Genomic DNA, 24,560 nt, shown 5'->3' on the forward strand with positions numbered 1-24,560 from the left:
CTATAGCATTATGAAAAAGTATTTAATTGCGCTCTTGGCTATCTTTGGTCTGGGGCAAGTTGCGTTTATTCCGCCTGCATTAGCTCAAAATCCTCGAGTCACTATTCCTGACTTTGCGGATTTGGTTGAACGCGCAAGTCCTGCAGTTGTCAATATTCGTACCACTGAAAAAGTAGTAGTGCAGCAAGCGCAAGGTGGCATTCCTGGGATGCCAGAAGATCAAGCGGAATTCTTTCGCCGTTTCTTTGGCGTACCTATTCCAGGAATTCCTAACGGACCTAAACCGGCGCAACCTAATCCAGGCAAGCCGCAAGAAGCAGATCGTGGCGTAGGCTCTGGTTTCATTATTGAATCCAATGGTTTGATTTTGACTAACGCTCACGTTGTTGAAGGTGCCACTACTATTTATGTAACTCTGACTGATAAGCGCGAGTTCAAAGCAAAGTTGCTTGGTATGGATAAGCGCACTGATGTTGCGGTTGTGAAAATTGAAGCACGTGATTTACCAAAGCTACCTTTAGGTGATTCATCCAAGGTGCGTGTAGGTGAATGGGTGCTAGCAATTGGCTCCCCGTTCGGCCTTGAGAACACGGTGACTGCAGGTATTGTGTCGGCGAAGAGTCGCGATACAGGTGACTACTTACCTTTTATTCAGACTGACGTTGCTGTGAATCCAGGAAACTCCGGAGGACCACTTTTAAATACTGCTGGTCAAGTGATTGGTATCAACTCGCAAATATTTAGTCGCTCTGGTGGCTATATGGGTATCTCTTTTGCAATTCCGATTGATGAGGCAATGCGTGTTGCAGATCAATTGCGCACTAATGGCAAGATGACTCGTGGTCGAATTGGTGTTGCTTTGGGTGAAATGACAAAAGAAGTTGCTGAGAGTCTTGGTTTAGGTAAACCTCGTGGTGCATATGTTCGCAATGTCGAGCCAGGTGGACCAGCAGCAGCTGGTGGCATTGAAGCGGGTGATGTGATTCTGAGTTTCAACGGGCGCGAGATTTCTAAATCAACCGACTTACCCAGAGTAGTTGGCGAAACGAAGCCAGGCACTTCCGTGCCAGTTCAAGTTTGGCGTAAAGGTGGAACCCGTGATTTAACAGTTACCGTAACTGATACCGAATCTACTCAGGCGGCTAATAAAAAGGCAGATGCCCCTGCGGCAAATGGCAATAGCGCCAATACCCTGGGAGTTGTTGTTGGTGAACTATCGGATGCCAAAAAGAAGGATTTGAATATCAAGGGCGGGGTTGAGGTAACCGGTTTAGGGGATGGCCCTTTGGCAAAAGCGGGGATTCGACCAGCTGACGTCATTATTCGGGTGGCAGATGCTGATATTACAAGCGTTAAGCAGTTTGAGGCTCTAGTTAAGGGTTTGGACGCCAATAAGGCTGTACCGGTCTTTATCCGCCGCGCTGACAGTACTTTAGTCGTTCCTGTAAGGCCTAAATAACCCCATTTTGGGCCTAAAAAAGCGGTTTGGCGCCTTTTAGGCGCCACCCATTACAATCACTTTAAGACGACTTTTTGCAGCGCATCATCGTGGTGCGTTCTGACAAGGCGTTTTTTGAATGACCTATTAAGACGCTATGGATTTAATCCGCAATTTTTCTATCATCGCCCATATCGATCACGGCAAATCGACGCTTGCTGATCGCATTATTCAGCTCTGTGGCGGTCTCTCCGATCGTGAAATGGAGGCCCAAGTTCTAGACTCAATGGATATTGAGCGTGAGCGCGGCATCACTATTAAGGCGCAAACCGCAGCTTTAAATTACAAAGCCAAAGACGGCAAGATTTACCATATCAACCTGATTGACACCCCGGGACACGTCGACTTCTCTTATGAGGTCAGTCGCTCTTTGTCTGCCTGTGAAGGTGCGTTGTTAGTCGTAGATGCGAGTCAAGGTGTTGAGGCGCAAACGGTTGCCAACTGTTACATGGCGCTTGAGTTGGGCGTTGAGGTTGTACCAGTACTCAATAAGATTGACTTGCCCCAAGCCGATCCTGAGCGCGCTAAAAAAGAAATTGAAGACGTCATTGGTATCGATGCTTCTGAGGCCGTCACCTGCTCAGCCAAAACAGGTTTGGGTGTTGCGGATGTCATCGAGGAAATGATCGCCAGAGTGCCGCCGCCAAAGGGTAATGCAGAAGATCCATTGCAAGCCTTGATTATTGACTCCTGGTTTGATAATTACGTAGGCGTTGTCATGTTGGTGCGCGTTGTGAATGGCACCTTAAAACCAAAAGAAAAAATCACCTTGATGGCTAATGGTTCAAGCCATTTAGTCGAGCATGTAGGCGTGTTTAGTCCGAAGTCAGTCGATCGTCCAGAGTTATCTGCTGGTCAAGTGGGTTTTGTGATTGCCGGCATTAAAGAATTAAAGGCCGCCAAGGTTGGTGACACCGTGACACATACTCCTGGGCAGCAAGGGCGAGTTCCTGCAGCCGAGCCACTGCCCGGTTTTAAAGAAGTGAAGCCCCAAGTTTTTGCTGGCCTATATCCAGTAGAAGCGAGTGAATACGATCAGTTGCGTGAGTCCCTTGAAAAGCTCAAGTTAAACGACGCCTCACTCTTGTATGAGCCAGAGGTATCTCAGGCTTTAGGTTTTGGATTCCGCTGCGGCTTCTTAGGTTTGTTGCACATGGAGATTGTGCAAGAGCGTTTAGAGCGTCAGTACGGCATGAATCTCATCACGACTGCTCCAACGGTGGTGTACCAAGTGGAGCAGTCTGATGGCACGCTCATGATGGTGGATAACCCGTCGAAGATGCCTGAGGCCAGCAAGATCAATACGATTCTTGAGCCTATCGTGACAGTTAATCTATACATGCCGCAAGAGTATGTAGGGGCGATGATTACCTTGTGCGTCGGTAAGCGTGGTATTCAGATGGACATGAATTACTTAGGTCGTCAGGTCAAGCTCACTTATGAGTTGCCGATGGCCGAGATTGTTTTGGACTTCTTTGACAAAATGAAATCCATCTCACGCGGATATGCCTCAATGGATTACGAGTTCAAAGAATATCGCCCAGCAGATGTTGTTAAGGTCGATATCCTGATTAATAGTGAGCGGGTAGATGCCCTCTCTGTGATTGTTCACCGCAGCAATAGTCAACATCGCGGGCGCGAAGTGGTAGCCAAGATGCGCGGCATTATTCCTCGTCAAATGTTTGATGTGGCTATTCAGGCGGCAATTGGCAGCAATATTGTTGCGCGTGAAAACGTCAAGGCATTGCGTAAGAACGTATTGGCTAAGTGCTACGGTGGTGACATCTCCCGTAAACGTAAGTTATTAGAGAAGCAAAAAGAAGGTAAGAAACGTATGAAGCAAGTCGGTAACGTGGAAATTCCACAAGAAGCCTTCTTGGCTATTCTGCAGGTGGAGGATTAATGAACTTTGCTCTAGTCCTTTTTATCTTGGTGATTATTTCTGGAATCGCTTGGGTTGCTGACAAATTGCACTTTGCCCCGCAAAGACGTTTGGCTGGTATTGACCGTATGCCTTTGTGGCTTGAATACACAGCAGGTTTCTTCCCAGTAATTTGTGCGGTATTTGTATTGCGCTCTTTTATCGCTGAGCCTTTTAAGATCCCTTCTGGCTCAATGATCCCTACATTACAAATCGGCGACTTCATTTTGGTCAATAAATTTACCTATGGAATTCGTTTACCGGTGCTCAATCAAAAAGTCGTTGACTTGGGATCACCCAAGCGCGGTGATGTTGTCGTGTTTCGTTACCCACGTGATGAGTCGGTGGATTACATCAAGCGCATAGTGGCCTTGCCGGGTGACGAAATCACTTATGAAAATAAGCGCCTGACTATTAATGGTCAGCCTCTGCAATATAGTGGTGGCGAGCCGTATCTCGATCCCGAGAATATGCGCTATGCCAAACGTTTCACAGAGACTTTCCCAGCAGACTTAAGCGGCAATCGTCATGACATCCTCAATGACCCAGATCGTCTAGCCACCGTATTTCCGACTGAACGTTTTCCAGGTTCTGAGTTCTGCCAGTACCAGCAGTCTGGCGTAACTTGCAAAGTACCTCCAGGGCATTACTTCGCGATGGGTGATAACCGTGACAACAGTGCAGACTCACGTTATTGGGGCTTTGTACCGGATAAAAACATTGTCGGTAAGGCCTTCTTTGTTTGGTTGAACCTGGGTAATCTTGGCCGCATTGGTGGATTCGAGTAAATATTATGAATGCGCGCGCCGTTATCGAAACTGGACCGTTGCAAGAGCGCCTTGGCTATACCTTCAAGAAGCCGGAGCTACTAAATCAAGCGCTAACTCATCGTAGTCATAGCAAGAAAAATAACGAGCGCTTGGAATTTCTGGGCGACTCTATTCTGAATTGCGTTGTTGCTGAAATGCTCTATGAGCGTTATTCAGATTTAGATGAGGGCGACCTCTCTCGCGTACGTGCAAACTTAGTAAAGCAACAAGCTTTATACGAAATTGCCCAAACTTTATCCTTGTCGGATTACTTGCGCCTGGGCGAAGGTGAGTTGAAGAGCGGTGGCTTCCGTCGCCCCTCTATCCTTGCTGATACCTTAGAAGCGGTGACTGGTGCGATCTTTATGGATGGTGGTTTTGATGCAGCTAAGGCCAGCTTAGGTAAGCTGTATTCCATCATCTTGGCGCACGTTGATCCTAAAACCTTAGGTAAGGACGACAAAACTTTATTGCAAGAATGCTTGCAAGGCTATCAATTGCCATTGCCGACCTATAACGTTACCGGCACTACTGGTGCTGCACACAATCAGCAGTTTGAGGTGGAGTGCTTGATTCCTAGTCACAAAGTGGCAGTCAAAGGTGAGGGTGCCTCGCGCCGTGCAGCTGAGCAAGCCGCAGCAAAGTTGGCCTTGATTGCTATGCTCAAGGCTTTGCCGCAAGAATCTCGTAAACCTAAGAAGACTCGGTCGGCCAAAAAGAAGGCAGCCAAAAAGGAAGTGACCGAAGAGCAGTTCAACCTTAAGCTGAAGGGCTAATCGTGTTTAGATGCGGCACCATCGCCATTGTTGGGCGTCCTAATATGGGTAAATCAACCCTTCTGAATGCATTGGTTGGTCAGAAGATCAGTATTACCTCTCGCAAGGCGCAAACTACACGCCACCGTATTTTGGGTATTCAGAATCGCGAAGAAGCGCAGTTTATCTTTATCGATACCCCAGGCTTTCAGACACGTTTAATGAACACCTTAAATAAAGCGCTGAATCGCACTGTAACCACCGCCTTGCAAGACGTGAATGTCGCCTGCTTCGTGGTTGAGGCTGGGTACTTTGGTGAAGATGATAAAAAGGTATTAAAGCTCCTGCCGGATGACTTACCAGTTGTTCTGGTCTTAAATAAGTTGGACTTGTTTAACAGCCGCTTTCAGACTCCATCAGAGCGTGACCAAGCACTCCTTAGCTTCATTAAAGATATGGCTCGCCCTTGGTGCGAACTAGGTGGCCATGAAGATCAGAAGTGTGAGTTTGCTGAGATCGTGCCGATGAGCGCCAAGAGTCCTGGTGATATTGAAAGATTGTTAGATGTTCTCGAGGGTTATCTGCCTGAGGCTGAGGCTGTCTATGATGGCGACACTATTACCGATCGTAGCGAGCGCTTCTTAGCTGCTGAGATTCTGCGTGAAAAAGTATTCCGCTTTACTGGTGAAGAACTGCCTTACACCAGCACGGTAGTGATCGATCAGTTCAAGATGGATGGCAAGATGCGTCGCATTGCCGCAACCATTTTGGTTGATCGCGATAGCCACAAGGCAATGATCATTGGTCAAAAGGGTGAGCGTCTCAAGAAGATTTCTACTGATGCCCGCATCGATATGGAAAAGCTCTTTGACGGCAAGGTCTTTTTAGAGACTTGGGTTAAGGTCAAGCGTGGCTGGGCAGATGATCGAGCTGAATTGCGGGCTCAAGGTCTGGAATAAGTTTCATGGCCTCGATTCGCATTGCTGACGAGCCTGCTTTTGTATTGCATAGCATTCCCTATAAAGAGACCAGCTTAATTCTGGATGTCTTTACTCGGCAATATGGCCGTATGGCTTTAATTGCTAAGGGCGCCAAGCGTCCGCACTCCACACTAAGGCCGGTATTGCAGCGCTTCCAGCCACTGCTTGTTTCTTGGAGTGGTAAATCAGAGCTCCGCACTTTAACGAAGTCAGAGTGGGTGGGAGGTATGCCTTCTTTGGTTGGCGATGCTTTACTCTGCGGCTTCTATCTCAATGAATTGCTCGTCAAGTTTTTAGCGCGTGAAGATGATTACGAAAGGCTTTACGATCGCTATTCCGAGACTATTAATGCTTTATCAAATCTGGAGTTCGAGTCTAAGGGCTTAGAAGAGATTTTGCGTCCATTTGAGTTGGCACTCTTGCAAGAGACGGGTTATGCGGCTGCCTTGGATCGCTGCGTTGAAACCAATGAAGCGCCCCTGGCTCAAGAGCAATACATCTATCAACCAGAGCGGGGTGTTCGCCCAGTTCAAGTGGATGATCCAGGACATTGGCCCGTTCTCACTGGGAAATCTCTTTTAGCAATTGCGGCGGGGGATTTCTCAGACCCTGAGACGCTTTCTGAGAGTAAGCAATTGATGCGTTTTCTTCTTGGCCTGCACTTGCAGGATCAGGTATTGACGACTCGCCAAATTTTGATTGATTTAAAGAAAATCTAGTAATCTACAGAGATGAGCAGCCATCCAAGCCTTGAACTGGGTATCAATATTGATCACGTCGCCACTTTGCGTAATGCAAGGGGTACGATCTATCCTGATCCACTGAGAGCAGCAGCCCTTGCTGAGGAGGCTGGCGCTGATTTAATTACTCTGCATTTACGAGAAGATCGTCGTCACATTAAAGATGCGGATTTATTGGCACTGCACCCACTCATTAAAACGCGCATGAATTTAGAGTGCGCAGTGACGCCCGAAATGATTGATATCGCATGCAAGGTTAAGCCACACGATGTGTGCCTGGTTCCGGAGAAGCGTGAAGAAGTTACAACAGAAGGTGGTTTGGATGTCTTAGGGCATTTTGAGGCGGTGAAAGCCGCTACAAAAAAATTAGTTGATGCTGGTATTCGAGTATCTCTATTTATTGATCCAGAAGAAAAACAAATCCAAGCAGCTAAAGAAGTTGGTGCAACCGTAGTGGAATTGCATACCGGTCGTTACGCCGATTTATCTGGCATCGACCAGGCTAAAGAGTTAGAGCGTATTCGTAAGGCTGCAATATTCGGAAAAAGTATCGGGCTCAGAGTCAATGCCGGTCATGGTTTGCATGAAGGTAATGTGAAACCGATTGCGGCAATTGCAGAATTATCTGAACTCAATATTGGTCATGCCATTGTTGCTGAGGCCTTATTTAAGGGTTGGCAAAAAGCAATTATCGACATGAAAGCCTTGATGGATCAGGGCAGAGCCAGCGCTTAAGTATTAATAACAGCAAATAACAAAAAAGCCATTACAGTCAATATGATCATCGGTATCGGCACAGATATTCTACAGATTGAGCGCTTACAAGCGGCGTACGATCGCACTAATGGCCGCCTAGCTGAAAAAATTCTGGGGCCAGATGAGATGTTAGTTTTTAAACACCGACTTGCCAGAAATCACAAGCGTGGTATTGCATTCTTAGCCACCCGTTTTGCTGCCAAGGAGGCCTTCTCAAAAGCGATTGGTTTGGGAATGAGAATGCCGATGACTTGGCGTTCACTCCAAACCCTAAATGAGCCTAGTGGCAAGCCAATTACTTCTTACTTAGGAGCTTTGGCGCTATTTATGAAAGAAAAAAATTGGGAAGCTCACGTTACTGTGAGTGATGAGCAAGATATGGCAATTGCACATGTCATCGTTACTCAAAAGTAAATAAAAACTACAGTTGAAATAGAGGAAGAAATGAGTAAGTCAACCATGACCCCCGGCCCAATCACTCTAGATGTAGTTGGTCTGGAATTAAATGCCGAGGATCGTCGGCGCATCTTGCATCCCCTAACTGGCGGCGTTATTTTATTCGGTAGGAACTTTGCCAATCGTCAGCAACTTACTAAATTAACTGCTGCCATTAAGAAGTTGCGTCCTGATGTGCTTATATCCATTGATCATGAGGGTGGTCGAGTACAGCGCGCAAGAACTGATGGCTTTACCCATTTACCAGCTATGCGTAAATTGGGTGAATTGTGGAGCGCTAAAAATAAATCAACCCATGCTGCAGAATCTGCTGCTATCGCAATGGCTGCTGCTACAGCCTGTGGATATGTGCTTGCTACTGAACTACGTGCTTGTGGAGTTGACTTCAGTTTTACACCAGTGCTGGATTTAGATTTTGGTCGCAGTGGCGTGATTGGCGATCGGTCTTTTAGCCGTGATCCACAAATAGTCTTTGCTTTGTCGAAGAGTCTGAATGAAGGTTTGCGTTTTGCTGGCATGGCCAACTGCGGCAAGCATTTCCCTGGGCATGGCTGGGCTGAGGCTGATTCGCACGTAGCTATTCCGGTAGACGAGCGCTCGTTAAAAGAAATCTTGAGTGATGATGCTAAGCCGTATGAATGGCTCGATTTGAGCTTGGCATCGGTGATGCCGGCACATGTGATCTATCCAAAGGTAGATAAGAACCCAGCAGGATTTTCAAAGATCTGGCTCCATTCCATCCTCCGTCAAGAATTAGGCTTTGAGGGTGTGATCTTTAGTGATGATCTGTCGATGGAGGGTGCAAGTGTTGCAGGGTCAGTAGTGAAGGGCGCTGAAATGGCCTTAGATGCTGGTTGCGATGCAGTGTTAATCTGCAATCGCCCAGATCTTGCGGATCAATTGCTCTCCAAACTCAAGGTCTCAAAAGCAAAACAATCTGAATCTGCGGTACGTTTAAATCGTCTGATGCCGGTGGCGCCAGCGCCGACATGGAGTGAGTTGCAGAACGAGGCTCAGTACCAGCACGCTAAAGGCTTACTTGCGCAGTTAAGTCTGATTGCTGAATAAGTAAATATTGGTCTGTAGAAATAAAAAAGCCCGGCATGCCGGGCTTTTTAACATCTTTAGCTAGTTAATTACAAATTAGTTAGCGCGGCTACGATATTCGCCAGTCCGAGTATCGATCTCGATCTTGTCGCCAGTATTGCAGAACAATGGAACTTGCAATTCATAGCCAGTTGCCAATTTTGCGTTCTTTAATACCTTGCCTGAGCTGGTATCACCTTTAACCGCTGGCTCTGTGTAGATGATTTCGCGAACCAATGAGTTTGGCATTGCTACTGAGAGTGCTTTACCTTCGTAGAACACCACTTCACATGGCATGCTTTCTTCGAGATAGTTCAATGCATCACCCATGAACTCAGCTTCAACTTCGTACTGGTTGTATTCAGTATCCATAAACACATACATTGGATCTGCGAAATAAGAATAAGTACATTCTTTCTTATCAAGAATCACAACATCAAACTTGTCATCCGCTTTGTAAACGCCTTCGTTTGGCGCGCCAGTTAACAAATTCTTAAATTTCATTTTCACAACAGAGGAGTTGCGGCCAGAGCGGCTGTATTCTGCTTTTAAAACGACCTGGGCATCGGTGCCGATCATCACTACGTTACCAACGCGGAGTTCTTGTGCTGTTTTCATCTTGCTATTCCTGGGGGCAGAGCTAATTTTCTGCGGTTTTAATCAAAAACAAGATTGTAACCGCCCGCAAGCCTTTATTGCTTGGGATTAGGCGACAAAGCGGATTAAACGTGCTGGCAAGCCGCCATCCGCTTGTTTTTCTAGTAAATGGGTGCGCCAGTGCTTGGCATGCGCATTCCAAGCATCCAGGCTGCCAAACCATTCACCGGGCATTGCCCAGGTCATGGCGGCAATGGTAGCCAACCTTAATTCTTGGCTAGCCTCTTCCAGATATAGATCCAGAAACGCTGCTAATTTCACTTCATGGGCGCGATCTTCTTGTGGATAGATGTGCCAAATAAATGGTTTGCCCGCAAGCTGCGCTCGCACAAAAGAATCCTCTCCTCGCACAATGTTAAAGTCGCATTGCGATAGCACCCAGTCATATTCATCCTGAGATACAAATGGCATTGAGAGCAGCTGGATATTGTTGGGTAGAGAGATGGGGTGCTCTCCATAAAGACTGAGTTGCTCAGCATGACCATGAGCAAGTAAGACATCAAAATCTTCACCAAGACGGCCTAAGTCAGTTAGCCATTTTTTGAGAGGAGCGCCTGGGTAGCAAAAAACACTGATTCTTTTTGCCCCAGTACGCAGCTTGGACCAGGAAGCCTTCAGATCGTCAGGAATATTTTTTGCCACAAGATGACCTTCTGGTGGAATGGGGTCCAGCAATAGCCCACCCGCCTCATCCTGAAAGCCGGGAAAGAAAAAATATTTCGGAATGCCGTGTGATTGAGGTGAGGCCTTGCCATGAAAATCAATCACCCAGGGCTCTGCGCTCAAGTATTCCAAGTTAATGATGATGGGTTTGACCGGGGCGATAAATAGGCCTGCCAAGTAACGTTCTGGTAATTCACAACCAAAGGCCTCAATCACAACATCGGGTATTTTTACTGGGTGACGAGCATTAGCGTGACTAGCCTCCCATGGCTGCGTATCAATTTTTTGCTTAATGGATGGGTCTACTCCAGATGCGAGTAAATTAAGGGTTGGCAGGTCATCGCAAAAAATACGAACCTCTTGCCCATGATTGCTTGATAAGCTTCGGGCTAGACGCCAGCAAACACCGGCATCACCATAGTTATCGACGATTTGGCAGAAAATATCCCAACGCATGAGTAATTCGCTTTTCGAAACCCTTCAGCAGGATGTTAAACGGCTACCCGGATTGCCGGGGGTATATCGCTTTTTTGATGAAGTGGGACATATTCTGTATGTAGGCAAAGCGCGCAACCTCAAAAAGCGTGTCTCTAGTTATTTCCAGCGTACCCAGTTATCACCGCGTATCGAGCTGATGGTGGGCAAAATTGCCCGCTATGAGACAACGGTAACACGGACTGAAACGGAAGCCCTTATTCTAGAGAACAATCTCATTAAAGAGTTGGCTCCCCCATTCAACATTCTCTTTCGTGATGACAAGTCTTATCCCTATGTGATGTTAACGGGGCATCAATTTCCCAGGTTAGCGTCATATCGTGGAAAAGTGGATAAGCGCAATCATTACTTTGGACCATTCCCGAATAGCTGGGCAGTACGCAATAGCGTGCAGATTCTTCAAAAAGTATTCCGCTTAAGAACTTGTGAGGATTCTGTTTTCAAGAATCGCAGCCGTCCTTGCCTCTTGCATCAAATTCATCGCTGCAGTGCCCCATGCGTCGGTCGCCTCAGTGTTGAGCAGTATGGGCAGGATGTTGCTCAAGCTACTCGATTTTTAGAGGGCGATCACAGCCGAGTGTTATCCGAGCTTGAAAAAGAAATGCACAAACATAGCGAATCAATGGAGTTTGAGATGGCTGCGGTGTTGCGAGATCGCATTGCTGACTTATCCAGTGTGTTGCAGCAACAGTCGATGGATACCGTTGCTGAGGGTGAGGGTGATGTGGATGTGATCGTTGTAGCGCAAATGGAGGGCATGGTTTGTGTGAACTTAGCAATGATTCGTGGCGGCCGTCACTTGGGTGATAGGGCGTATTTTCCCAAAGGTCTGCGCTCCACTTCCGGTGAGTTGCCATCCCCTGCGGAAATACTAGAGGCCTTTATTACGCAGCATTATTTAGAAGAGCATGCGGATGAAACTGCTGCCAATTTAATTCCACCTGTACTCGTTCTAAATCATGCCCTGCAATCAGCGAGTGATGATTTGACTCAACTCAATGAATCTCCGCCTGAAGATTTGCACGAGCTATTAAATGTACAAGCTGGTAGAAAAATTACTTTCTTGCACCAACCTCAAGGTCAAAGACGTCACTGGCTTGGAATGGCAGAGGGAAATGCGAAGATTGCACTTACTAAACGCTTAGTTGAGACGGGTGGACAGTTGGCTAGGGCACGTGCATTGGCTGATATCTTGAGCCTCGAATTGGAAAGTCTTGAGCAGTTGCGCATCGAATGTTTTGATATTAGCCACACCTCTGGTGAAGCAACCCAAGCATCTTGTGTGGTGTATGCCAAAAACGCGATGCAGTCGAGTGAGTATCGACGGTTCAATATTAATGACATCACACCAGGTGATGATTACGCAGCTATGCGCCAGGTCTTGCAGAGACGCTATGCTAATTTTCAAGAACTGCCTGTTGAAAAGATTCCTCAAGTGATTTTGATTGACGGCGGCAAAGGCCAGGTAGAAATGGCAAGACAAGTTCTTTCTGAATTTGGCATGGATGTGGGTTTGATTGTGGGTGTTGCTAAGGGTGAAGGTCGTAAGGTTGGACTGGAAACACTCATATTTGCAGATGGACGTAAGGAGTTGGAGTTGGGTATCGACAGTGCAGCATTACTATTAGTAGCTCAGATACGGGATGAGGCGCACCGCTTTGCGATTACCGGCATGCGCGCTAAACGCGCTAAGGCTAGGACAATCTCCCGGCTAGAGGAGATTGAGGGCATTGGTGCCAAGCGTCGTCAAAAGTTATTGGCTCGTTTTGGTGGCTTAAAGGGCGTCTCTAATGCCAGTATCGAAGAGATTGCCAGTGTTGAAGGCGTCTCTTTGACGCTTGCTGAACAGATATATCGTCAGCTTCACTAGGAGCATTGACCGTTCTTGGGTTATGCTTATCCAATGCCTTTCAATCTACCGATCGCCCTAACCTGGTTGCGTGTTGCTGCGATTCCGCTATTGGTAGCTATTTTTTATCTTCCCAATTCCTGGCTTACTCCGTTTGATAAGAATTTGATTGCCGCAATCATCTTTATCTCTGCCGCCATTACTGATTGGTTAGATGGTTTCTTGGCCCGCCGTTTAAAACAAGAATCGGCATTTGGCCAATTTTTAGATCCGGTTGCAGACAAGCTGATTGTTGCAGCTGCACTATTGGTTTTATTGAATATGGATCGAGTGCAAGTTTGGGTTGCACTCATCATCATTGGTCGTGAAATCACGATCTCCGCTCTGAGAGAGTGGATGGCTTTATTAGGGGCCGGAAAAAGTGTGGCAGTTCATATGGTTGGTAAGCTCAAAACGACTGCTCAACTCGTAGCCATTCCCTTTTTATTGCTCAATGACACCTTATTTGGTTGGTTAAATTGTGCGCAAGTAGGTACCTGGTTAATTTGGATTGCCTCCTTTTTAACCCTTTGGTCGATGTTCTATTACATGAAAAAGGCGTTGCCTCAGCTCGCTGGAAAAATAGACTAGGCGTTGTAAAGCCCAGCCAGTTAAGCTTTTCAGGGAGGTTGAATTCCCTTGGCTTTTAGGTTTTGTTGGGAATAATGCTTTCTTGCAGATTGTTTGTTAAACTATTGCCCTGTTATGCGGGAATAGCTCAGCTGGTAGAGCGATACCTTGCCAAGGTATAGGTCGGGAGTTCGAACCTCCTTTCCCGCTCCAAGTTCCATGGGAAGCCCTCAAAAGCTTCCCATTTTTGATTCAAGAGTATGGCGCGTTGGCCGAGTGGTTAGGCAGGAGCCTGCAAAGCTTCGTACGGGGGTTCGATTCCCTCACGCGCCTCCAATAATTTGTCTTGACGAATTAGGTACATCACCTAAAATACTTTTAACTATCGTAAGTAAAAAGCGTCAACCACCTTAATCAAATATAACCCACATGATCACAATTCAAACTTTGAAAATCAGTGCCCTCGCATTATTTTTATCAGCACTCTTGGGCGCATGTGCTAGTTCGGGAGATTCTCCAACTGGTACAGCGGAAGAGATTCAAGAAGTGCAGTCCCAACTTTTGGGTGACATGCCTTTGCCGCAAGGCGCAAGACTGTCTGGTGGTGATTCCATCATTATTGGCCGTGGCAACGAATGGGTTGGTAGAGCGGTAGTCAATGCACTTCAAGGTGCAACTGATGTCTACGCATTTTTCCAATCAGAATATCCAAAGGGTGGGTGGACAACAGTGACTGCTGTGAAAGCAAAAACGAGTATTTTGGTTTTCACTAAAGGCGATAGAACTGCTACTGTTGAAATCGTGGATGGATCTCTCGGCGGCCCTAAGTCAGTCATCATCGTGACCTCTTCACCAAAGAATGCAAACGTAGTTGCTCCAACTCGTAAATGATTTGACTGAGTAAGGTAGTAAATAAAAAAGGCCTCTAACAAGAGGCCTTTTGCTTTAGCGGCTTGAGCTTACAGCCCTTCAGCTCTTATCAGGCCAACTGCCTGGCCTTCAATAGCAAAGTTGGGCTGACGATCGTCAACCAAAATGTTTTTGAAGTCTGGATTCTCTGCTTGTAATTCGATGACCATTCCGTTTGCAGTTTTCTTTTGTTGCCAACGCTTCACAGTCACTTCATCATCAAGGCGAGCAACAACAATGTCACCGTTGCGAACTTCAGTTGTTTTTCTGACTGCTAAATAATCACCATCCAAAATACCCGCATCGCGCATGCTCATTCCTTTTACTTTTAATAAGTAATCAGCACCTTTGCTAAATAAATTGGGGTCAACTGGAACATGCTTTTCAATATGTTCCACAGCCATGATTGGAGATCCAGCGGCAACACGACCAATTAATGGCAATGTGAGTTGTTGCAATGCGCCTGACGGTAAAGAAAGTTGGCGGTATTTATTGCTATTGTGCGATTGATTAAATCGTTGCGGAATTCGAATGCCGCGTGAAGTGCCGGGAGTTAATTCGATGTAACCTTTTTTGGCAAGTGCGCGCAAATGTTCTTCGGCAGCATTGGCAGAAGCAAATCCAAGTTGCGTGGCTATTTCTGCACGAGTGGGTGGCAGACCGCTTTCATCGATGGCCTTAGTAATCAGCTCCAAAATCTCATTCTGACGTGGAGTGAGCTTGGGGAGGGCAGTCAGCCCCTCCGGAAAATCAACTGTATTTATGTCCATACTGGGATTGTATACAGCAGTATTTGATAGATCAAGCTATTTAAGGGGGATAATGAGGTATGAGCTCTCAACAAAATACTTCCGAAACCTCACCTCACATCTTGGTGTTGGGAATGGGCGGCACGATTGCCGGTTTGGCGCCGAGCCCGACAGATAAACCTATGCAATATGAAGCTGGCCAGGTCGAAGTCGCCTCCTTACTTACCCATATTCAATCTGCCGTCCCAGAAGGCATTAGCTTAGTTTCAAGGCAGGTTGCCAATATCAATAGCCGCAGCCTGACAGAGCCCCTATTGACCTTACTTGGCGAGGCTGTAAGAGAGACCCTTGCTAATACCTTGGTTAAAGGGATAGTGGTCACTCACGGAACCGACACGATTGAAGAGACGGGTATCTTTTTGCAGCTGACTTGCGGTAAATATGCTCAAAATTTAGGCAAAAGAGTGATCTTAACGGGCTCCATGTTGCCGTCCAATGCCCCTAAGGCGGACGGTCCATCCAACTTGCTGGATGCTATTCGTTGGGCATCTAGCCCATTAGATGATTGCCCAGGCGGCATATATGCCGTAATGGATGGCAGGGGTTGTTTGGCTATGGACCTAGCAAAACGCCACGGTAGCGCCCTCAATGCGCCTATCCAAGCTTCTCCTAGCAGCTCAGTTGGGCTGATTAATCCATCCTGGCTGTCTGGGGTGAAGGCGGTTCAGGCGCTTTGGAGTGAGGATTTGCCCATTCCTAAAGAGGGCGAATGGTCTTGGGTAGAGATATTGACAAGCCATGCAGGTGCTCGCTCAGAAACGATTACCCATTGGCTGAACTCCAAAGTAAAGGGCTTGGTCCTTGCGGGTTCTGGCATGGGATGCTTTCATGATGCTTGGAGAGATCCCTTGGGAGCAGCGGTAAAGCATGGAATTGCCTTGGTGAGAACTACAAGAACGGGCGCGGGTGAAACCCTATCTGATTTGCCTGAAAAAGACATTGGCGGGTGTTTGGCATCAGGCAGTCTTACTGCTCCTAGGGCCAGAATTGCACTCCAGCTAGCGTTGAATGCAGAAAAACAAGCCCAAGTAGCTGGTAAATCCCTGACTTGGCAGGATTTTTTTGCTAGAATAGCGGTCTTGCCTGTAATACGGTAAGTGCTGAAAAGCAGTTGTAAAAGTGTTGTTAGCAGTACCTACAATTTGTTACTACCTTGTCACACTGGCGCTGAGTTCACAACCATCAGAACTTAGCAAGACGCCCAGGTGACTCTATCCTTAAGGAGTGTTAGATGCGTCATTATGAAATCGTCTTTATCGTCCATCCGGACCAAAGCGAGCAAGTGCCAGCGATGATCGATCGTTACAAAGCTACATTAGCAGCTGCGGGCGGCAAAATTCATCGTATGGAAGACTGGGGTCGTCGTCAGATGGCTTACATGATCGACAAGCTTGCTAAAGCCCATTACGTTTGCATGAACATTGAGTGCGACCAGAAAACTCTGGAAGAGCTCGAGCATGCGTTCAAATTTAACGATGCTGTTTTGCGTCACCTCATCATCAAGACTAAGAAAGCTGAAACAGAGCCTTCCATCATGATGAAAGAAGTACAACGTGAAGAAGCGCGTAAATCTGCTCAAGCCGACGCTCCTGTAGCGACAGCTTAAGTTAGAAATTTGAAGAGGAATACACAGACTAGAAAACGTATCAGAGAAGCGGAGCGGCGTTGAATCATTTCACCCTCACTGCAATCTTGGTATCTAAAGACGCGATTCGATTTACACCAGCAGGAATACCGGTGATGCATTGCCAGCTAGAACATAGCGGCCAAGCAAACGAGGTAGGAGTGGCAAGGAAAATTCAGATGAACGTTGAAGCCATCACAATCGGTCCGATACAAAAGGACTTAGAGCGAATGGATTTGGGAACTGAGGCAGTGTTTGAAGGATTCTTAGCACCCAAGACTCTACGTAATCAAAGACTTGTTTTCCATATTACCCATATTCAATTGAAAAATTAAAGAGGAAATCATCATGGCGTTTGGAAAGAAACCCGATTTCAAAAAGAAACCAGCTCAGAACCCATTGTTCAAGCGTAAGCGTTATTGCCGTTTCACTGTTGCTGGCGTAGAACAGATTGATTACAAAGATGTAGATACATTGAAGGACTTCATTGGCGAAAACGCCAAGATCACCCCTGCTCGTTTGACAGGCACAAAAGCAAAGTATCAGCGTCAGTTAGACACTGCTATCAAGCGTGCTCGTTACTTGGCTTTATTGCCATTCTCCGATCAACATAAGAAATAATTGGGAGCCCTCAATGCAAATCATTCTTTTAGAAAAAGTAACTAACCTGGGCAACCTTGGCGACGTGGTTCGCGTTAAAGACGGTTTCGCTCGTAACTTTTTAATCCCACAACGCAAAGCGCGTCGTGCAACTGAAGCAGCAATTGCTGATTTTGCAGTTCGTCGTGCTGAGTTGGAAAAATTAGCTGCTGAGAAATTGGCTGCTGCTGAAGTAGTTGGCGCAAAGCTCAAAGATTTGGTTCTCGAAATCGGTCAAAAAGCGGGTGTTGACGGTCGTTTGTTTGGTTCTGTAACCAATCATGACATCGCTGATGCTTTGAAAGCTAAAGGCTTCACAATTGAGAAGTCTTCAGTTCGCATGCCTACTGGCCCATTGAAAATGGTTGGTGATCACCCTGTAGCGGTTGCTGTTCATACCGACGTAGTTGCAGACATCACTATTCGTGTAGTTGGCGAGCAAGCTTAAGTTTTAGATCTGTAAACTAGCCACATGGCTGAATCCCGTTCACGTTCCGTTACGCTGAATCCTGGCATGATGGGTTCTGGGGATGCAGTTGTGCAGGCTTTAAAAGTCCCGCCGCATTCTGTAGAAGCCGAGCAATCTTTGCTCGGCGGTCTACTGATCGATAACTCCTCTTGGGATAACCTGGGTGGAGTATTAAACGATAAAGATTTCTATCGCCCCGAACATGCTTTGATCTACAAAGCGATTGCTCGTTTGGTTGGCGACAATCATCCCGCTGACGTCATTACTGTTCATGATGCAATTAAATCTGAACAGGGTGGTGATTTGGTTGGTATTGATTACCTAAATTCATTGGCGCAAAACACTCCCAGTGCTGCGAACATTAAAGGCTATGCCGATATTGTTCGTGACCGCAGTATTTTGCGTCGCTTGATCGAAGTTTCGGACAGCATTGTTAATTCTGCATTCGTTCCTGAGGGACGTACGGTAAGAACTTTGTTGGATGAAGCTGAATCACGCATTCTTCAGATTGGCGAAGAAGGTAGTCGCAAAGCTGACTATCTTGAGATTGAGCCTTTACTGAAAGCTGTTGTTGCCCGTATTGATGAGCTATACAACCGCCAAGGCGGTAGCGACATCACTGGTATTGCAACTGGCTTCATAGATTTAGATAAGCAAACTAGTGGCTTGCAAAAAGGCGACTTGGTGATTATTGCCGGAAGGCCGTCGATGGGAAAAACGGCGATGGCGCTGAACATTGCTGAAAACGTAGCTTTAGCCGAAGGTTTGCCAGTAGTTATATTTTCCATGGAGATGTCGGGTGAGCAATTAGCCGCACGTCTATTAGGTTCAGTAGGGCGCGTTGATCAAAGTCGCATGCGTACTGGTAAGTTACAAGATGATGAGTGGCCTCGTGTTACAGATGCTATTGCTCGTTTAAGTAATACCCAAATTTTAATTGATGAGACTGGTTCTTTATCCAGCTTAGAGTTGCGTGCACGTGCACGTCGGATTGCCAGAAACTTTGGTGGAACTCTTGGTTTAGTAGTGATTGATTACTTGCAGTTGATGAGTGGCTCTGGTTCTGAAAACCGCGCAACCGAGATTTCTGAAATCTCACGCTCACTCAAATCACTCGCAAAAGAATTGCAGTGCCCAGTCGTTGCGCTCTCACAGTTAAATCGCGGCCTTGAGCAGAGGCCTAATAAGCGTCCGATCATGTCTGATTTGCGTGAGTCCGGTGCTATTGAGCAAGATGCAGACTTAATTATGTTCATCTATCGTGATGAGGTTTATCACCCAGATACCACTACTGATAAAGGTATAGCTGAGATCATCATCGGCAAGCAGCGTAATGGCCCAATTGGAACTATTCGGGTAAGTTGGCAAGGTCCATATACTAAGTTTGATAACTTAGCGATAGGCTCTGTGGGTTACTCTTCTGGTGGATACGAGCCGTTCTAAATAAATAAAACTAAATAAACAGATAAAGAAAAAGCCTCATACTGTGAGGCTTTTTTAATGCAAAAAATTAATCAGATCAAAACAGATTCAATAACTAATCTTATTTTCCGCCCTCACATTTCTTGATCGAGGCTGCTTTAGCTGCGCCATATAATGGTTTGCCATCTTTGCTGACTGCCTTAGCTTCGCAATCATTCGGCTTTGCATCGCCCATACATTTTTTAATGGAAGCATCCTTAGCTGCGCCATAGAGGGGTTTACCTTCTTTGCTCACTGCTTTGGCTTCACAGGCTGCTTGATCAGCAAAAGCATAAGTAGGAAGTGCAAAACTCAGTGCAATACTTAAAGCGATGATGATTTTTTTCATGACATCTCCAATTGTGAGTACTTCTTTTCGTGGACTGCTTAATAAAATACTGTAATCTAAATTAAGCTATTAGGAAACATGGGGAAAGTGCTATTAACCCTAAGGAATCTCAATATCAGGGCACCATACGACGTGCTTCAGTAAATTTAGCTGCCCAATAGGGTGATGTGATGTAGTCTAATCGCACAGTGCCACCAGCACTGGGGGCATGTACAAATCTACCTTGTCCTACATAAATTCCAGCATGAGAATATTTCTCACCAGTGGTATTGAAGAATACTAAATCGCCGGGGGCCGGGGGCTGCCCTTCGATGCTTATTCCCTTGGTGCTCATCAATTGAATAGTGCGCGGTAGTTTTACCCCAGCAGCTTTGTTATAGACATACACAATCAGCCCACTGCAATCAAAACCGCCTTTTGGGGTATTACCACCATATCGATAGGGCACGTCCACCAAGCCTACGGCTGCAATGGAGATATCTTCAGTGCCGACGCTAGTGTCTTGCTTAAATTGAGAAACTCTGGAGGAGGATCCTGATTTACCGCTGAATGTACTACATCCGCTTAGGGCAAATAAGCTACAAATAAAAATGCCGCACCCCAGGAGAGTGCGGCATGAGAGGGATTGCTTAGAGTGCGTCAGCAGCATGATCCGCAAGACGTGAACGCTCACCGCGCGCCAATGTCACATGTCCACCGTGACGCCAGCCTTTGAAGCGATCCACCACATAAGTTAAACCAGAAGAGCCTTCTGTTAAGTAAGGCGTATCAATCTGAGCAATATTACCCAAGCAAATAATTTTGGTTCCAGGGCCTGCACGGGTTACCAAAGTCTTCATTTGTTTAGGGGTTAAGTTTTGCGCTTCATCGATGATCACAAATTTGCTTACAAAAGTTCTGCCACGCATAAAGTTCATGCTCTTTACTTTAATGCGGGAGCGAATCAGCTCTTGAGTTGCAGCGCGACCCCATTCACCAGGACCGCCATCTTCGTTGCGCTGTAATACCTCGAGATTGTCATCAAATGCACCCATCCAAGGTTGCATCTTTTCTTCTTCGGTACCAGGGAGGAAGCCAATATCTTCGCCAACTGGCACTGTGGCACGAGTAATAATGATCTCGTTATAGCGTTTGCTATCAAGCACCTGCTCAAGACCGGCGGCCAATGCTAACAAGGTTTTACCAGTTCCTGCCTGGCCCAATAAAGTAACAAAATCCACATCCGGATTCATGAGCAGATTCATGGCAAAGTTCTGCTCACGGTTACGTGCAGTCACACTCCAAACATTATTTTTCTGATGAGAGAAGTCTCTGAGTGTTTGTAAGAGAGCAGTCTTGCCATTAATTTCTCTAACCTGTGCGTAGAAAGGTGTAGAGCCATCTGGATTTTCTTGATAGACAAACTGATTGACCAGCATGCTTTGTACTGATGGTCCAGTGACTCTATAGAACATGGTGCCAGATTTGGAGTCAGCCCAGCTTTCCATATCCTTGCCATGCTTAGGCCAAAAGTCGGCATTCAGTTGCATGACTCCGGCATACATCAAGTCGCGATCTTCTAAAACTTGGTCGTTGAAATAATCTTCAGCCGGTAAGCCAAGTGCGCGTGCCTTGATGCGCATATTGATATCTTTGGATACCAATACCACTTCTTGACCCTTACGAGTTTTTTGTAGTTCACTGACGACGGCAAGGATGAGGTTGTCGCCCTTACCTTCGGGCAAGCCTTCTGGCAAAGTCTGGGTAGTTAGTTTTGTTTGAAAGAATAAGCGACCCGTCACATCTTGGTTACCTAGCTTATTGAGTGGAATGCCGTCATCCAAAGTACCGCTAGTACCTGCGATCAACTGATCTAAGGATCTGCTGACAGTACGAGCATTGCGAGCTACCTCTGTCATGCCTTTCTTGTGGTTATCCAATTCTTCTAGAGTCGTCATCGGCAAATAGAGATCGTGCTCGGAGAAACGGAATAGGGAACTTGGGTCATGCATCAATACGTTGGTATCGAGAACAAATAAGCTCGGCGGTCCAGTACGAATTACGCGTTTAGGTTTTGCGGGTGTAGGTGCCTTGCTTTCGTTTCGCACATTAGAAGTGGGGCGATGATCCGCTTTGATTTTCTCGAGAGCTACTTCTGCAGCGGATAAATCTTCCTCTACGTCATTAGTCCAGTCAACAGCTTCCACTACCACTGGTTTTGCTTGAGCAGGGCGTTTCTTTAAGTCGGGAGTATCTTTGCGACTGAGTTTGACTTGATCAGCAATTTGAGTGGGGATTGGGGGCAGTGGCATGGACTCTCCTAAAAGAAAAAACCGCCAAGCAGATTGCATTGACGGTTTATTACGAAACTGGTTGTATTAAGGTCTGAAAAACGGAGGGGGTTGCTCCCCGTACCTGATCTGAGATATTCAGGTTTCTGATTCAAACGGATTGTCAGACTTTCCCGTCGATTACGGTGCATATGAGTCACTTTACCCCAAATTTTGGGGTTTGCAAGCACCTCAGATCAAATTATTGTAAAAATTATTTAGTGGCTTGGGCAGCCTGTAATACCTCTGTCACATGACCGGGTACCTTCAGGCCGCGCCACTCTTTTGCCAGCTTGCCAGAGGAGTCAAATAGAAAGGTGCTGCGCTCGACACCACGGACTTGCTTGCCATACATATTCTTCATCTTCATGACGCCAAAGATCTGGCAAAGCTTTTCTTCCGTGTCAGCAACTAGCTCAAACGGGAGCTCTAGTTTGCTGCGGAAATTGTCATGTGACTTGAGGCTATCTCGTGAAACGCCTACCACCAGAGTATTAGCTTTGGTAAATGCTTCAATGTTGTCTCTGAACTCGCCGGATTCGGCAGTACATCCCGGAGTCATATCTTTAGGGTAAAAATAAAGAACCAATTTTTTACCTTTTGCAGACGCAGGTGAAAACATCAATCCAGAGGTTGCTGGAATTGTGCACTGTGGCATAGGTTGACCGATAGCTACTGTCATGATGATCCTTCGTTGGTTGTTATCTCTGAGTTCTAGTTATTTTGAATGATTAAGTCGCCACTGCGATTGGGTATTTCACCCCAGGTCAGTGGTAATACCGCTATTTTATCGAGTTGCTTGGTGGCTTCCCAGGATTTATGAAGCTCGCCCATAGTGACGAGCTCATGACCTTGATTTAGCCATCCAGCTAGCAGCTGCTCGAACGCAGGCAATAGTTTTTGCCCCTCTAGTTCAGCGTGTAGTGTGAAGACTTGGTCATTTGGATTGCTTTGGGTGATTTCTAATAACTTTTTGACTGCGCCAAATTCATCAGCGCCATCGATGCCAATAAGTTCATCAAAGGTAGGGAGCGTTGTTGGGTATTGCACATGCTTTGCTTTTCCTGACGGTAATGCAAGGCGATAGGGCATGAGATTGGGTTCAGCTCTGCCATCCGAAGAATAGGCAATGCCCCATTGATCGAGTTGCTCAAAGGCGGCATCGTTCATTTGCCAGCCTGCGGCACCATAGGTTACCGGTGCATGACTGAAGATTTCTACAAAACGATCCCAGCTTTTTTGCATCATCGCTTTTGTCCAGGGTGTATCCTGATTACGAACTGCATCTTGCCAGGCAACGTGATCCCAAGTATGAATACCTGTCTCATGACCTGCTTTATCAATGGCACGCATTTCTGCAGCAGCTTTCTTGCCAATATCGGGGCCGGGAAGAAGTACACCGTATAAGAGCGTCTTAATCCCGTAGTGCTCTACAACAGAAGTGCGGCTAACTTTTTTCAGAAAGCCTGGACGGAAGACGCGCTTCAAAGCCCAGCCGGTATGGTCAGGCCCAAGACTAAATAGAAACGTGGCTTTGAGGCCAAAACGCTCTAGCGTGCGAGCTAAATTGGGAACGCCTTCTTTGGTTCCGCGTAAGGTATCAACATCAACCTTGAGAGCAATCTTAGTCATGTACCTTTGAATTTACTTTTGCTTATTCTTTATCTACTAAAGTGCGGGCTTTTTCTACGTCTTCACGATAGGCTTCAAAGATATTCTTGAGCGCATCTGCCATCGTAGTCGTTGGTTTCCAGTCTAGTTCGCTCATCGTGTTATCAATTGCTGGAACACGATTTTGAACGTCTTGATAGCCTTCACCGTAGTAAGCCCCTGAAGTAGTTTCTACAATCTTTACTGCATTCGCATTCTTTGCATACTCAGGAATACTGCGAGCAATTTCCAGCATCTGATTGGCAAGTTCGCGAATGGAGTGATTGTTCTTTGGGTTGCCGATGTTGTAGATCTTGCCGTTAGCAACACCATCTTTGTTATCGATAATGCGCATCAAGGCATCGATACCATCGTCAATATAAGTAAAGGCACGTTTCTGAGCGCCACCATCAACAACATTGATGGATTCGCCGCGAACGATGTGACCCAAGAACTGAGTTACTACACGGGAAGAACCTTCTTTAGGTGTGTAGATACTGTCTAAGCCTGGGCCAATCCAGTTAAATGGGCGGAAGAGGGTAAAGCGTAAGCCTTCCATGCCATAACCCCAGATCACACGATCCATCAACTGTTTGGAGCAGGCATAGATCCAGCGTGGCTTGTTAATTGGGCCATAAACCATATTCGATTTAGATGGATCGAACTCGCCATCTTCGCACATGCCATAAACCTCAGAGGTTGATGGAAATACCAAATGCTTTTTGTACTTAACAGCAGAGCGTACGATTGGGAGATTGGCTTCGAAGTCGAGCTCAAATACTTTGAGTGGTTGCTGAACATACGTAGCTGGCGTTGCAATCGCCACTAAAGGCAAGATGACATCGCATTTGCGAATGTGATATTCAACCCACTCTTTATTGATTGTGATGTCGCCTTCAAAGAAGTGCATGCGTGGATGGTTAACCAAATCACCAAGACGATCGTTTTGCATATCCATGCCATAGACATCCCAATCGGTTGTCTCGAGAATGCGCTTAGAAAGGTGGTGACCAATAAAACCGTTAACACCAAGAATGAGTACTTTTTTCATCTCTACTGCCTCGTTT

27 protein-coding genes and 2 tRNA genes are annotated in these 24,560 nt (G+C 46.4%); 20 read left to right on the forward strand and 9 right to left on the reverse strand.

Annotated elements, in window-relative coordinates:
- The first annotated feature begins 10 nt into the window (after positions 1-10).
- The 9 genes from ICN44_RS10950 (at position 11) to nagZ (ending at position 8,983) form a co-directional block, all read left to right on the forward strand.
- Complete coding sequence (locus tag ICN44_RS10950) at positions 11-1,459, forward strand: DegQ family serine endoprotease (protein ID WP_216263981.1); 1,449 nt, start codon at positions 11-13, stop codon at positions 1,457-1,459.
- Between the two features lie 136 nt (positions 1,460-1,595).
- Positions 1,596-3,401: a translation elongation factor 4 gene (gene lepA / locus ICN44_RS10955; RefSeq protein WP_215359382.1), complete on the forward strand. Its 1,806-nt coding sequence runs from the start codon at positions 1,596-1,598 to the stop codon at positions 3,399-3,401.
- Positions 3,401-4,207, forward strand: coding sequence for a signal peptidase I (lepB, locus tag ICN44_RS10960; RefSeq protein WP_216263982.1), 807 nt, complete (start codon positions 3,401-3,403; stop codon positions 4,205-4,207). Before lepA ends, lepB begins: the two co-directional genes overlap by 1 nt.
- A gap of 5 nt (positions 4,208-4,212) precedes the next feature.
- Positions 4,213-5,004, forward strand: coding sequence for a ribonuclease III (rnc, locus tag ICN44_RS10965; RefSeq protein WP_216263983.1), 792 nt, complete (start codon positions 4,213-4,215; stop codon positions 5,002-5,004).
- 2 nt (positions 5,005-5,006) lie between these two features.
- Positions 5,007-5,942 (forward strand): GTPase Era, encoded by a 936-nt coding sequence (era, locus tag ICN44_RS10970; RefSeq protein ID WP_216238885.1) that lies wholly within the window; start codon positions 5,007-5,009, stop codon positions 5,940-5,942.
- A 5-nt stretch (positions 5,943-5,947) separates the two neighbouring features.
- Complete coding sequence (gene recO / locus ICN44_RS10975) at positions 5,948-6,682, forward strand: DNA repair protein RecO (RefSeq protein ID WP_215359390.1); 735 nt, start codon at positions 5,948-5,950, stop codon at positions 6,680-6,682.
- Positions 6,683-6,694: 12 nt separating this feature from the next.
- Positions 6,695-7,438 carry a pyridoxine 5'-phosphate synthase gene (gene pdxJ, locus ICN44_RS10980; RefSeq protein WP_216263984.1) on the forward strand — a complete coding sequence of 248 codons (744 nt, stop codon included), beginning with the start codon at positions 6,695-6,697 and terminating at the stop codon, positions 7,436-7,438.
- A 42-nt stretch (positions 7,439-7,480) separates the two neighbouring features.
- Positions 7,481-7,873 (forward strand): holo-ACP synthase, encoded by a 393-nt coding sequence (gene acpS, locus ICN44_RS10985; protein ID WP_215359394.1) that lies wholly within the window; start codon positions 7,481-7,483, stop codon positions 7,871-7,873.
- A 30-nt stretch (positions 7,874-7,903) separates the two neighbouring features.
- On the forward strand, positions 7,904-8,983 hold the full coding sequence (gene nagZ, locus ICN44_RS10990; protein WP_216263985.1) for a beta-N-acetylhexosaminidase: 1,080 nt from the start codon (positions 7,904-7,906) through the stop codon (positions 8,981-8,983).
- Positions 8,984-9,058: 75 nt separating this feature from the next.
- Here nagZ and efp read toward each other — a convergent pair whose 3' ends face one another.
- Positions 9,059-9,619: an elongation factor P gene (efp, locus tag ICN44_RS10995; protein ID WP_072583128.1), complete on the reverse strand. Its 561-nt coding sequence runs from the start codon at positions 9,617-9,619 to the stop codon at positions 9,059-9,061.
- An 87-nt stretch (positions 9,620-9,706) separates the two neighbouring features.
- Entirely contained in the window at positions 9,707-10,777 is a 1,071-nt protein-coding gene (gene earP / locus ICN44_RS11000) for an elongation factor P maturation arginine rhamnosyltransferase EarP (RefSeq protein WP_216263986.1), read from the reverse strand.
- Between earP and uvrC the strand changes: the two genes are divergently transcribed.
- The 5 genes from uvrC to ICN44_RS11025 all read left to right on the forward strand — a co-directional run bounded on the left by uvrC (position 10,776) and on the right by ICN44_RS11025 (position 14,165).
- Positions 10,776-12,686, forward strand: a complete 1,911-nt coding sequence (gene uvrC, locus ICN44_RS11005) for an excinuclease ABC subunit UvrC (RefSeq protein WP_216263987.1) — start codon at positions 10,776-10,778, stop codon at positions 12,684-12,686. The genes earP and uvrC overlap by 2 nt on opposite strands.
- A gap of 33 nt (positions 12,687-12,719) precedes the next feature.
- Positions 12,720-13,295 carry a CDP-diacylglycerol--glycerol-3-phosphate 3-phosphatidyltransferase gene (pgsA, locus tag ICN44_RS11010; RefSeq protein ID WP_215359402.1) on the forward strand — a complete coding sequence of 192 codons (576 nt, stop codon included), beginning with the start codon at positions 12,720-12,722 and terminating at the stop codon, positions 13,293-13,295.
- Between the two features lie 116 nt (positions 13,296-13,411).
- A tRNA-Gly gene (locus ICN44_RS11015) sits at positions 13,412-13,487 on the forward strand.
- Positions 13,488-13,536: 49 nt separating this feature from the next.
- A tRNA-Cys gene (locus ICN44_RS11020) sits at positions 13,537-13,610 on the forward strand.
- 93 nt (positions 13,611-13,703) lie between these two features.
- The gene (locus ICN44_RS11025) at positions 13,704-14,165 is read left to right on the forward strand and encodes a hypothetical protein (RefSeq protein ID WP_216263988.1); all 462 of its coding nucleotides are present in this window, start codon (positions 13,704-13,706) and stop codon (positions 14,163-14,165) included.
- A 68-nt stretch (positions 14,166-14,233) separates the two neighbouring features.
- Here the strand turns inward: ICN44_RS11025 and lexA are convergent, their stop codons facing one another.
- Positions 14,234-14,953 carry a transcriptional repressor LexA gene (gene lexA / locus ICN44_RS11030; protein WP_216122116.1) on the reverse strand — a complete coding sequence of 240 codons (720 nt, stop codon included), beginning with the start codon at positions 14,951-14,953 and terminating at the stop codon, positions 14,234-14,236.
- Between the two features lie 59 nt (positions 14,954-15,012).
- Between lexA and ICN44_RS11035 the strand changes: the two genes are divergently transcribed.
- The 6 genes from ICN44_RS11035 (at position 15,013) to dnaB (ending at position 19,167) form a co-directional block, all read left to right on the forward strand.
- Entirely contained in the window at positions 15,013-16,089 is a 1,077-nt protein-coding gene (locus ICN44_RS11035; RefSeq protein WP_216263989.1) for an asparaginase, read from the forward strand.
- Between the two features lie 134 nt (positions 16,090-16,223).
- Entirely contained in the window at positions 16,224-16,598 is a 375-nt protein-coding gene (gene rpsF / locus ICN44_RS11040) for a 30S ribosomal protein S6 (RefSeq protein ID WP_072583121.1), read from the forward strand.
- 59 nt (positions 16,599-16,657) lie between these two features.
- Positions 16,658-16,951 (forward strand): primosomal replication protein N, encoded by a 294-nt coding sequence (gene priB / locus ICN44_RS11045; protein WP_072583120.1) that lies wholly within the window; start codon positions 16,658-16,660, stop codon positions 16,949-16,951.
- A 13-nt stretch (positions 16,952-16,964) separates the two neighbouring features.
- On the forward strand, positions 16,965-17,237 hold the full coding sequence (gene rpsR / locus ICN44_RS11050) for a 30S ribosomal protein S18 (protein WP_011902267.1): 273 nt from the start codon (positions 16,965-16,967) through the stop codon (positions 17,235-17,237).
- Between the two features lie 13 nt (positions 17,238-17,250).
- Positions 17,251-17,703: a 50S ribosomal protein L9 gene (gene rplI, locus ICN44_RS11055; protein WP_072583119.1), complete on the forward strand. Its 453-nt coding sequence runs from the start codon at positions 17,251-17,253 to the stop codon at positions 17,701-17,703.
- A gap of 24 nt (positions 17,704-17,727) precedes the next feature.
- Positions 17,728-19,167 (forward strand): replicative DNA helicase, encoded by a 1,440-nt coding sequence (gene dnaB, locus ICN44_RS11060; RefSeq protein ID WP_370624899.1) that lies wholly within the window; start codon positions 17,728-17,730, stop codon positions 19,165-19,167.
- Positions 19,168-19,267: 100 nt separating this feature from the next.
- Here the strand turns inward: dnaB and ICN44_RS11065 are convergent, their stop codons facing one another.
- From ICN44_RS11065 to ICN44_RS11090, 6 genes are all read right to left on the reverse strand, one after another.
- Positions 19,268-19,534, reverse strand: coding sequence for a hypothetical protein (locus ICN44_RS11065; RefSeq protein ID WP_216189341.1), 267 nt, complete (start codon positions 19,532-19,534; stop codon positions 19,268-19,270).
- A 115-nt stretch (positions 19,535-19,649) separates the two neighbouring features.
- Entirely contained in the window at positions 19,650-20,207 is a 558-nt protein-coding gene (locus tag ICN44_RS11070) for a C40 family peptidase (protein WP_370624900.1), read from the reverse strand.
- The gene (locus ICN44_RS11075) at positions 20,164-21,825 is read right to left on the reverse strand and encodes a PhoH family protein (RefSeq protein WP_216263990.1); all 1,662 of its coding nucleotides are present in this window, start codon (positions 21,823-21,825) and stop codon (positions 20,164-20,166) included. The genes ICN44_RS11070 and ICN44_RS11075 overlap by 44 nt, the downstream gene beginning before the upstream one ends.
- Before the next feature lie 232 nt (positions 21,826-22,057).
- Positions 22,058-22,525 (reverse strand): peroxiredoxin, encoded by a 468-nt coding sequence (locus ICN44_RS11080; RefSeq protein WP_216263991.1) that lies wholly within the window; start codon positions 22,523-22,525, stop codon positions 22,058-22,060.
- Positions 22,526-22,557: 32 nt separating this feature from the next.
- Positions 22,558-23,475: a polysaccharide deacetylase family protein gene (locus ICN44_RS11085; protein ID WP_216263992.1), complete on the reverse strand. Its 918-nt coding sequence runs from the start codon at positions 23,473-23,475 to the stop codon at positions 22,558-22,560.
- Between the two features lie 22 nt (positions 23,476-23,497).
- Positions 23,498-24,544: a bifunctional UDP-4-keto-pentose/UDP-xylose synthase gene (locus ICN44_RS11090; RefSeq protein ID WP_216263993.1), complete on the reverse strand. Its 1,047-nt coding sequence runs from the start codon at positions 24,542-24,544 to the stop codon at positions 23,498-23,500.
- Positions 24,545-24,560 lie beyond the last annotated feature (16 nt).

The organism is Polynucleobacter sp. JS-Fieb-80-E5, assembly GCF_018882015.1.
GTDB lineage: Bacteria > Pseudomonadota > Gammaproteobacteria > Burkholderiales > Burkholderiaceae > Polynucleobacter.

Bases quoted from the DNA above. Each gene is read 5' to 3' on its own strand.
- acpS (WP_215359394.1), top strand. From the start codon at position 7,481: ATGATCATCGGTATCGGCACAGATATTCTACAGATTGAGCGCTTACAA.
- ICN44_RS11080 (WP_216263991.1), bottom strand. From the start codon at position 22,525: ATGACAGTAGCTATCGGTCAACCTATGCCACAGTGCACAATTCCAGCA.
- dnaB (WP_370624899.1), top strand. From the start codon at position 17,728: ATGGCTGAATCCCGTTCACGTTCCGTTACGCTGAATCCTGGCATGATG.
- recO (WP_215359390.1), top strand. From the start codon at position 5,948: ATGGCCTCGATTCGCATTGCTGACGAGCCTGCTTTTGTATTGCATAGC.
- pdxJ (WP_216263984.1), top strand. From the start codon at position 6,695: ATGAGCAGCCATCCAAGCCTTGAACTGGGTATCAATATTGATCACGTC.
- ICN44_RS11085 (WP_216263992.1), bottom strand. From the start codon at position 23,475: ATGACTAAGATTGCTCTCAAGGTTGATGTTGATACCTTACGCGGAACC.
- rpsF (WP_072583121.1), top strand. From the start codon at position 16,224: ATGCGTCATTATGAAATCGTCTTTATCGTCCATCCGGACCAAAGCGAG.
- earP (WP_216263986.1), bottom strand. From the start codon at position 10,777: ATGCGTTGGGATATTTTCTGCCAAATCGTCGATAACTATGGTGATGCC.
- ICN44_RS11065 (WP_216189341.1), bottom strand. From the start codon at position 19,534: ATGAAAAAAATCATCATCGCTTTAAGTATTGCACTGAGTTTTGCACTT.
- lepB (WP_216263982.1), top strand. From the start codon at position 3,401: ATGAACTTTGCTCTAGTCCTTTTTATCTTGGTGATTATTTCTGGAATC.
- rpsR (WP_011902267.1), top strand. From the start codon at position 16,965: ATGGCGTTTGGAAAGAAACCCGATTTCAAAAAGAAACCAGCTCAGAAC.
- rplI (WP_072583119.1), top strand. From the start codon at position 17,251: ATGCAAATCATTCTTTTAGAAAAAGTAACTAACCTGGGCAACCTTGGC.
- ICN44_RS11075 (WP_216263990.1), bottom strand. From the start codon at position 21,825: ATGCCACTGCCCCCAATCCCCACTCAAATTGCTGATCAAGTCAAACTC.
- pgsA (WP_215359402.1), top strand. From the start codon at position 12,720: ATGCCTTTCAATCTACCGATCGCCCTAACCTGGTTGCGTGTTGCTGCG.
- lepA (WP_215359382.1), top strand. From the start codon at position 1,596: ATGGATTTAATCCGCAATTTTTCTATCATCGCCCATATCGATCACGGC.
- rnc (WP_216263983.1), top strand. From the start codon at position 4,213: ATGAATGCGCGCGCCGTTATCGAAACTGGACCGTTGCAAGAGCGCCTT.
- uvrC (WP_216263987.1), top strand. From the start codon at position 10,776: ATGAGTAATTCGCTTTTCGAAACCCTTCAGCAGGATGTTAAACGGCTA.
- lexA (WP_216122116.1), bottom strand. From the start codon at position 14,953: ATGGACATAAATACAGTTGATTTTCCGGAGGGGCTGACTGCCCTCCCC.
- ICN44_RS11090 (WP_216263993.1), bottom strand. From the start codon at position 24,544: ATGAAAAAAGTACTCATTCTTGGTGTTAACGGTTTTATTGGTCACCAC.
- nagZ (WP_216263985.1), top strand. From the start codon at position 7,904: ATGAGTAAGTCAACCATGACCCCCGGCCCAATCACTCTAGATGTAGTT.
- ICN44_RS11035 (WP_216263989.1), top strand. From the start codon at position 15,013: ATGAGCTCTCAACAAAATACTTCCGAAACCTCACCTCACATCTTGGTG.
- ICN44_RS11025 (WP_216263988.1), top strand. From the start codon at position 13,704: ATGATCACAATTCAAACTTTGAAAATCAGTGCCCTCGCATTATTTTTA.
- ICN44_RS10950 (WP_216263981.1), top strand. From the start codon at position 11: ATGAAAAAGTATTTAATTGCGCTCTTGGCTATCTTTGGTCTGGGGCAA.
- efp (WP_072583128.1), bottom strand. From the start codon at position 9,619: ATGAAAACAGCACAAGAACTCCGCGTTGGTAACGTAGTGATGATCGGC.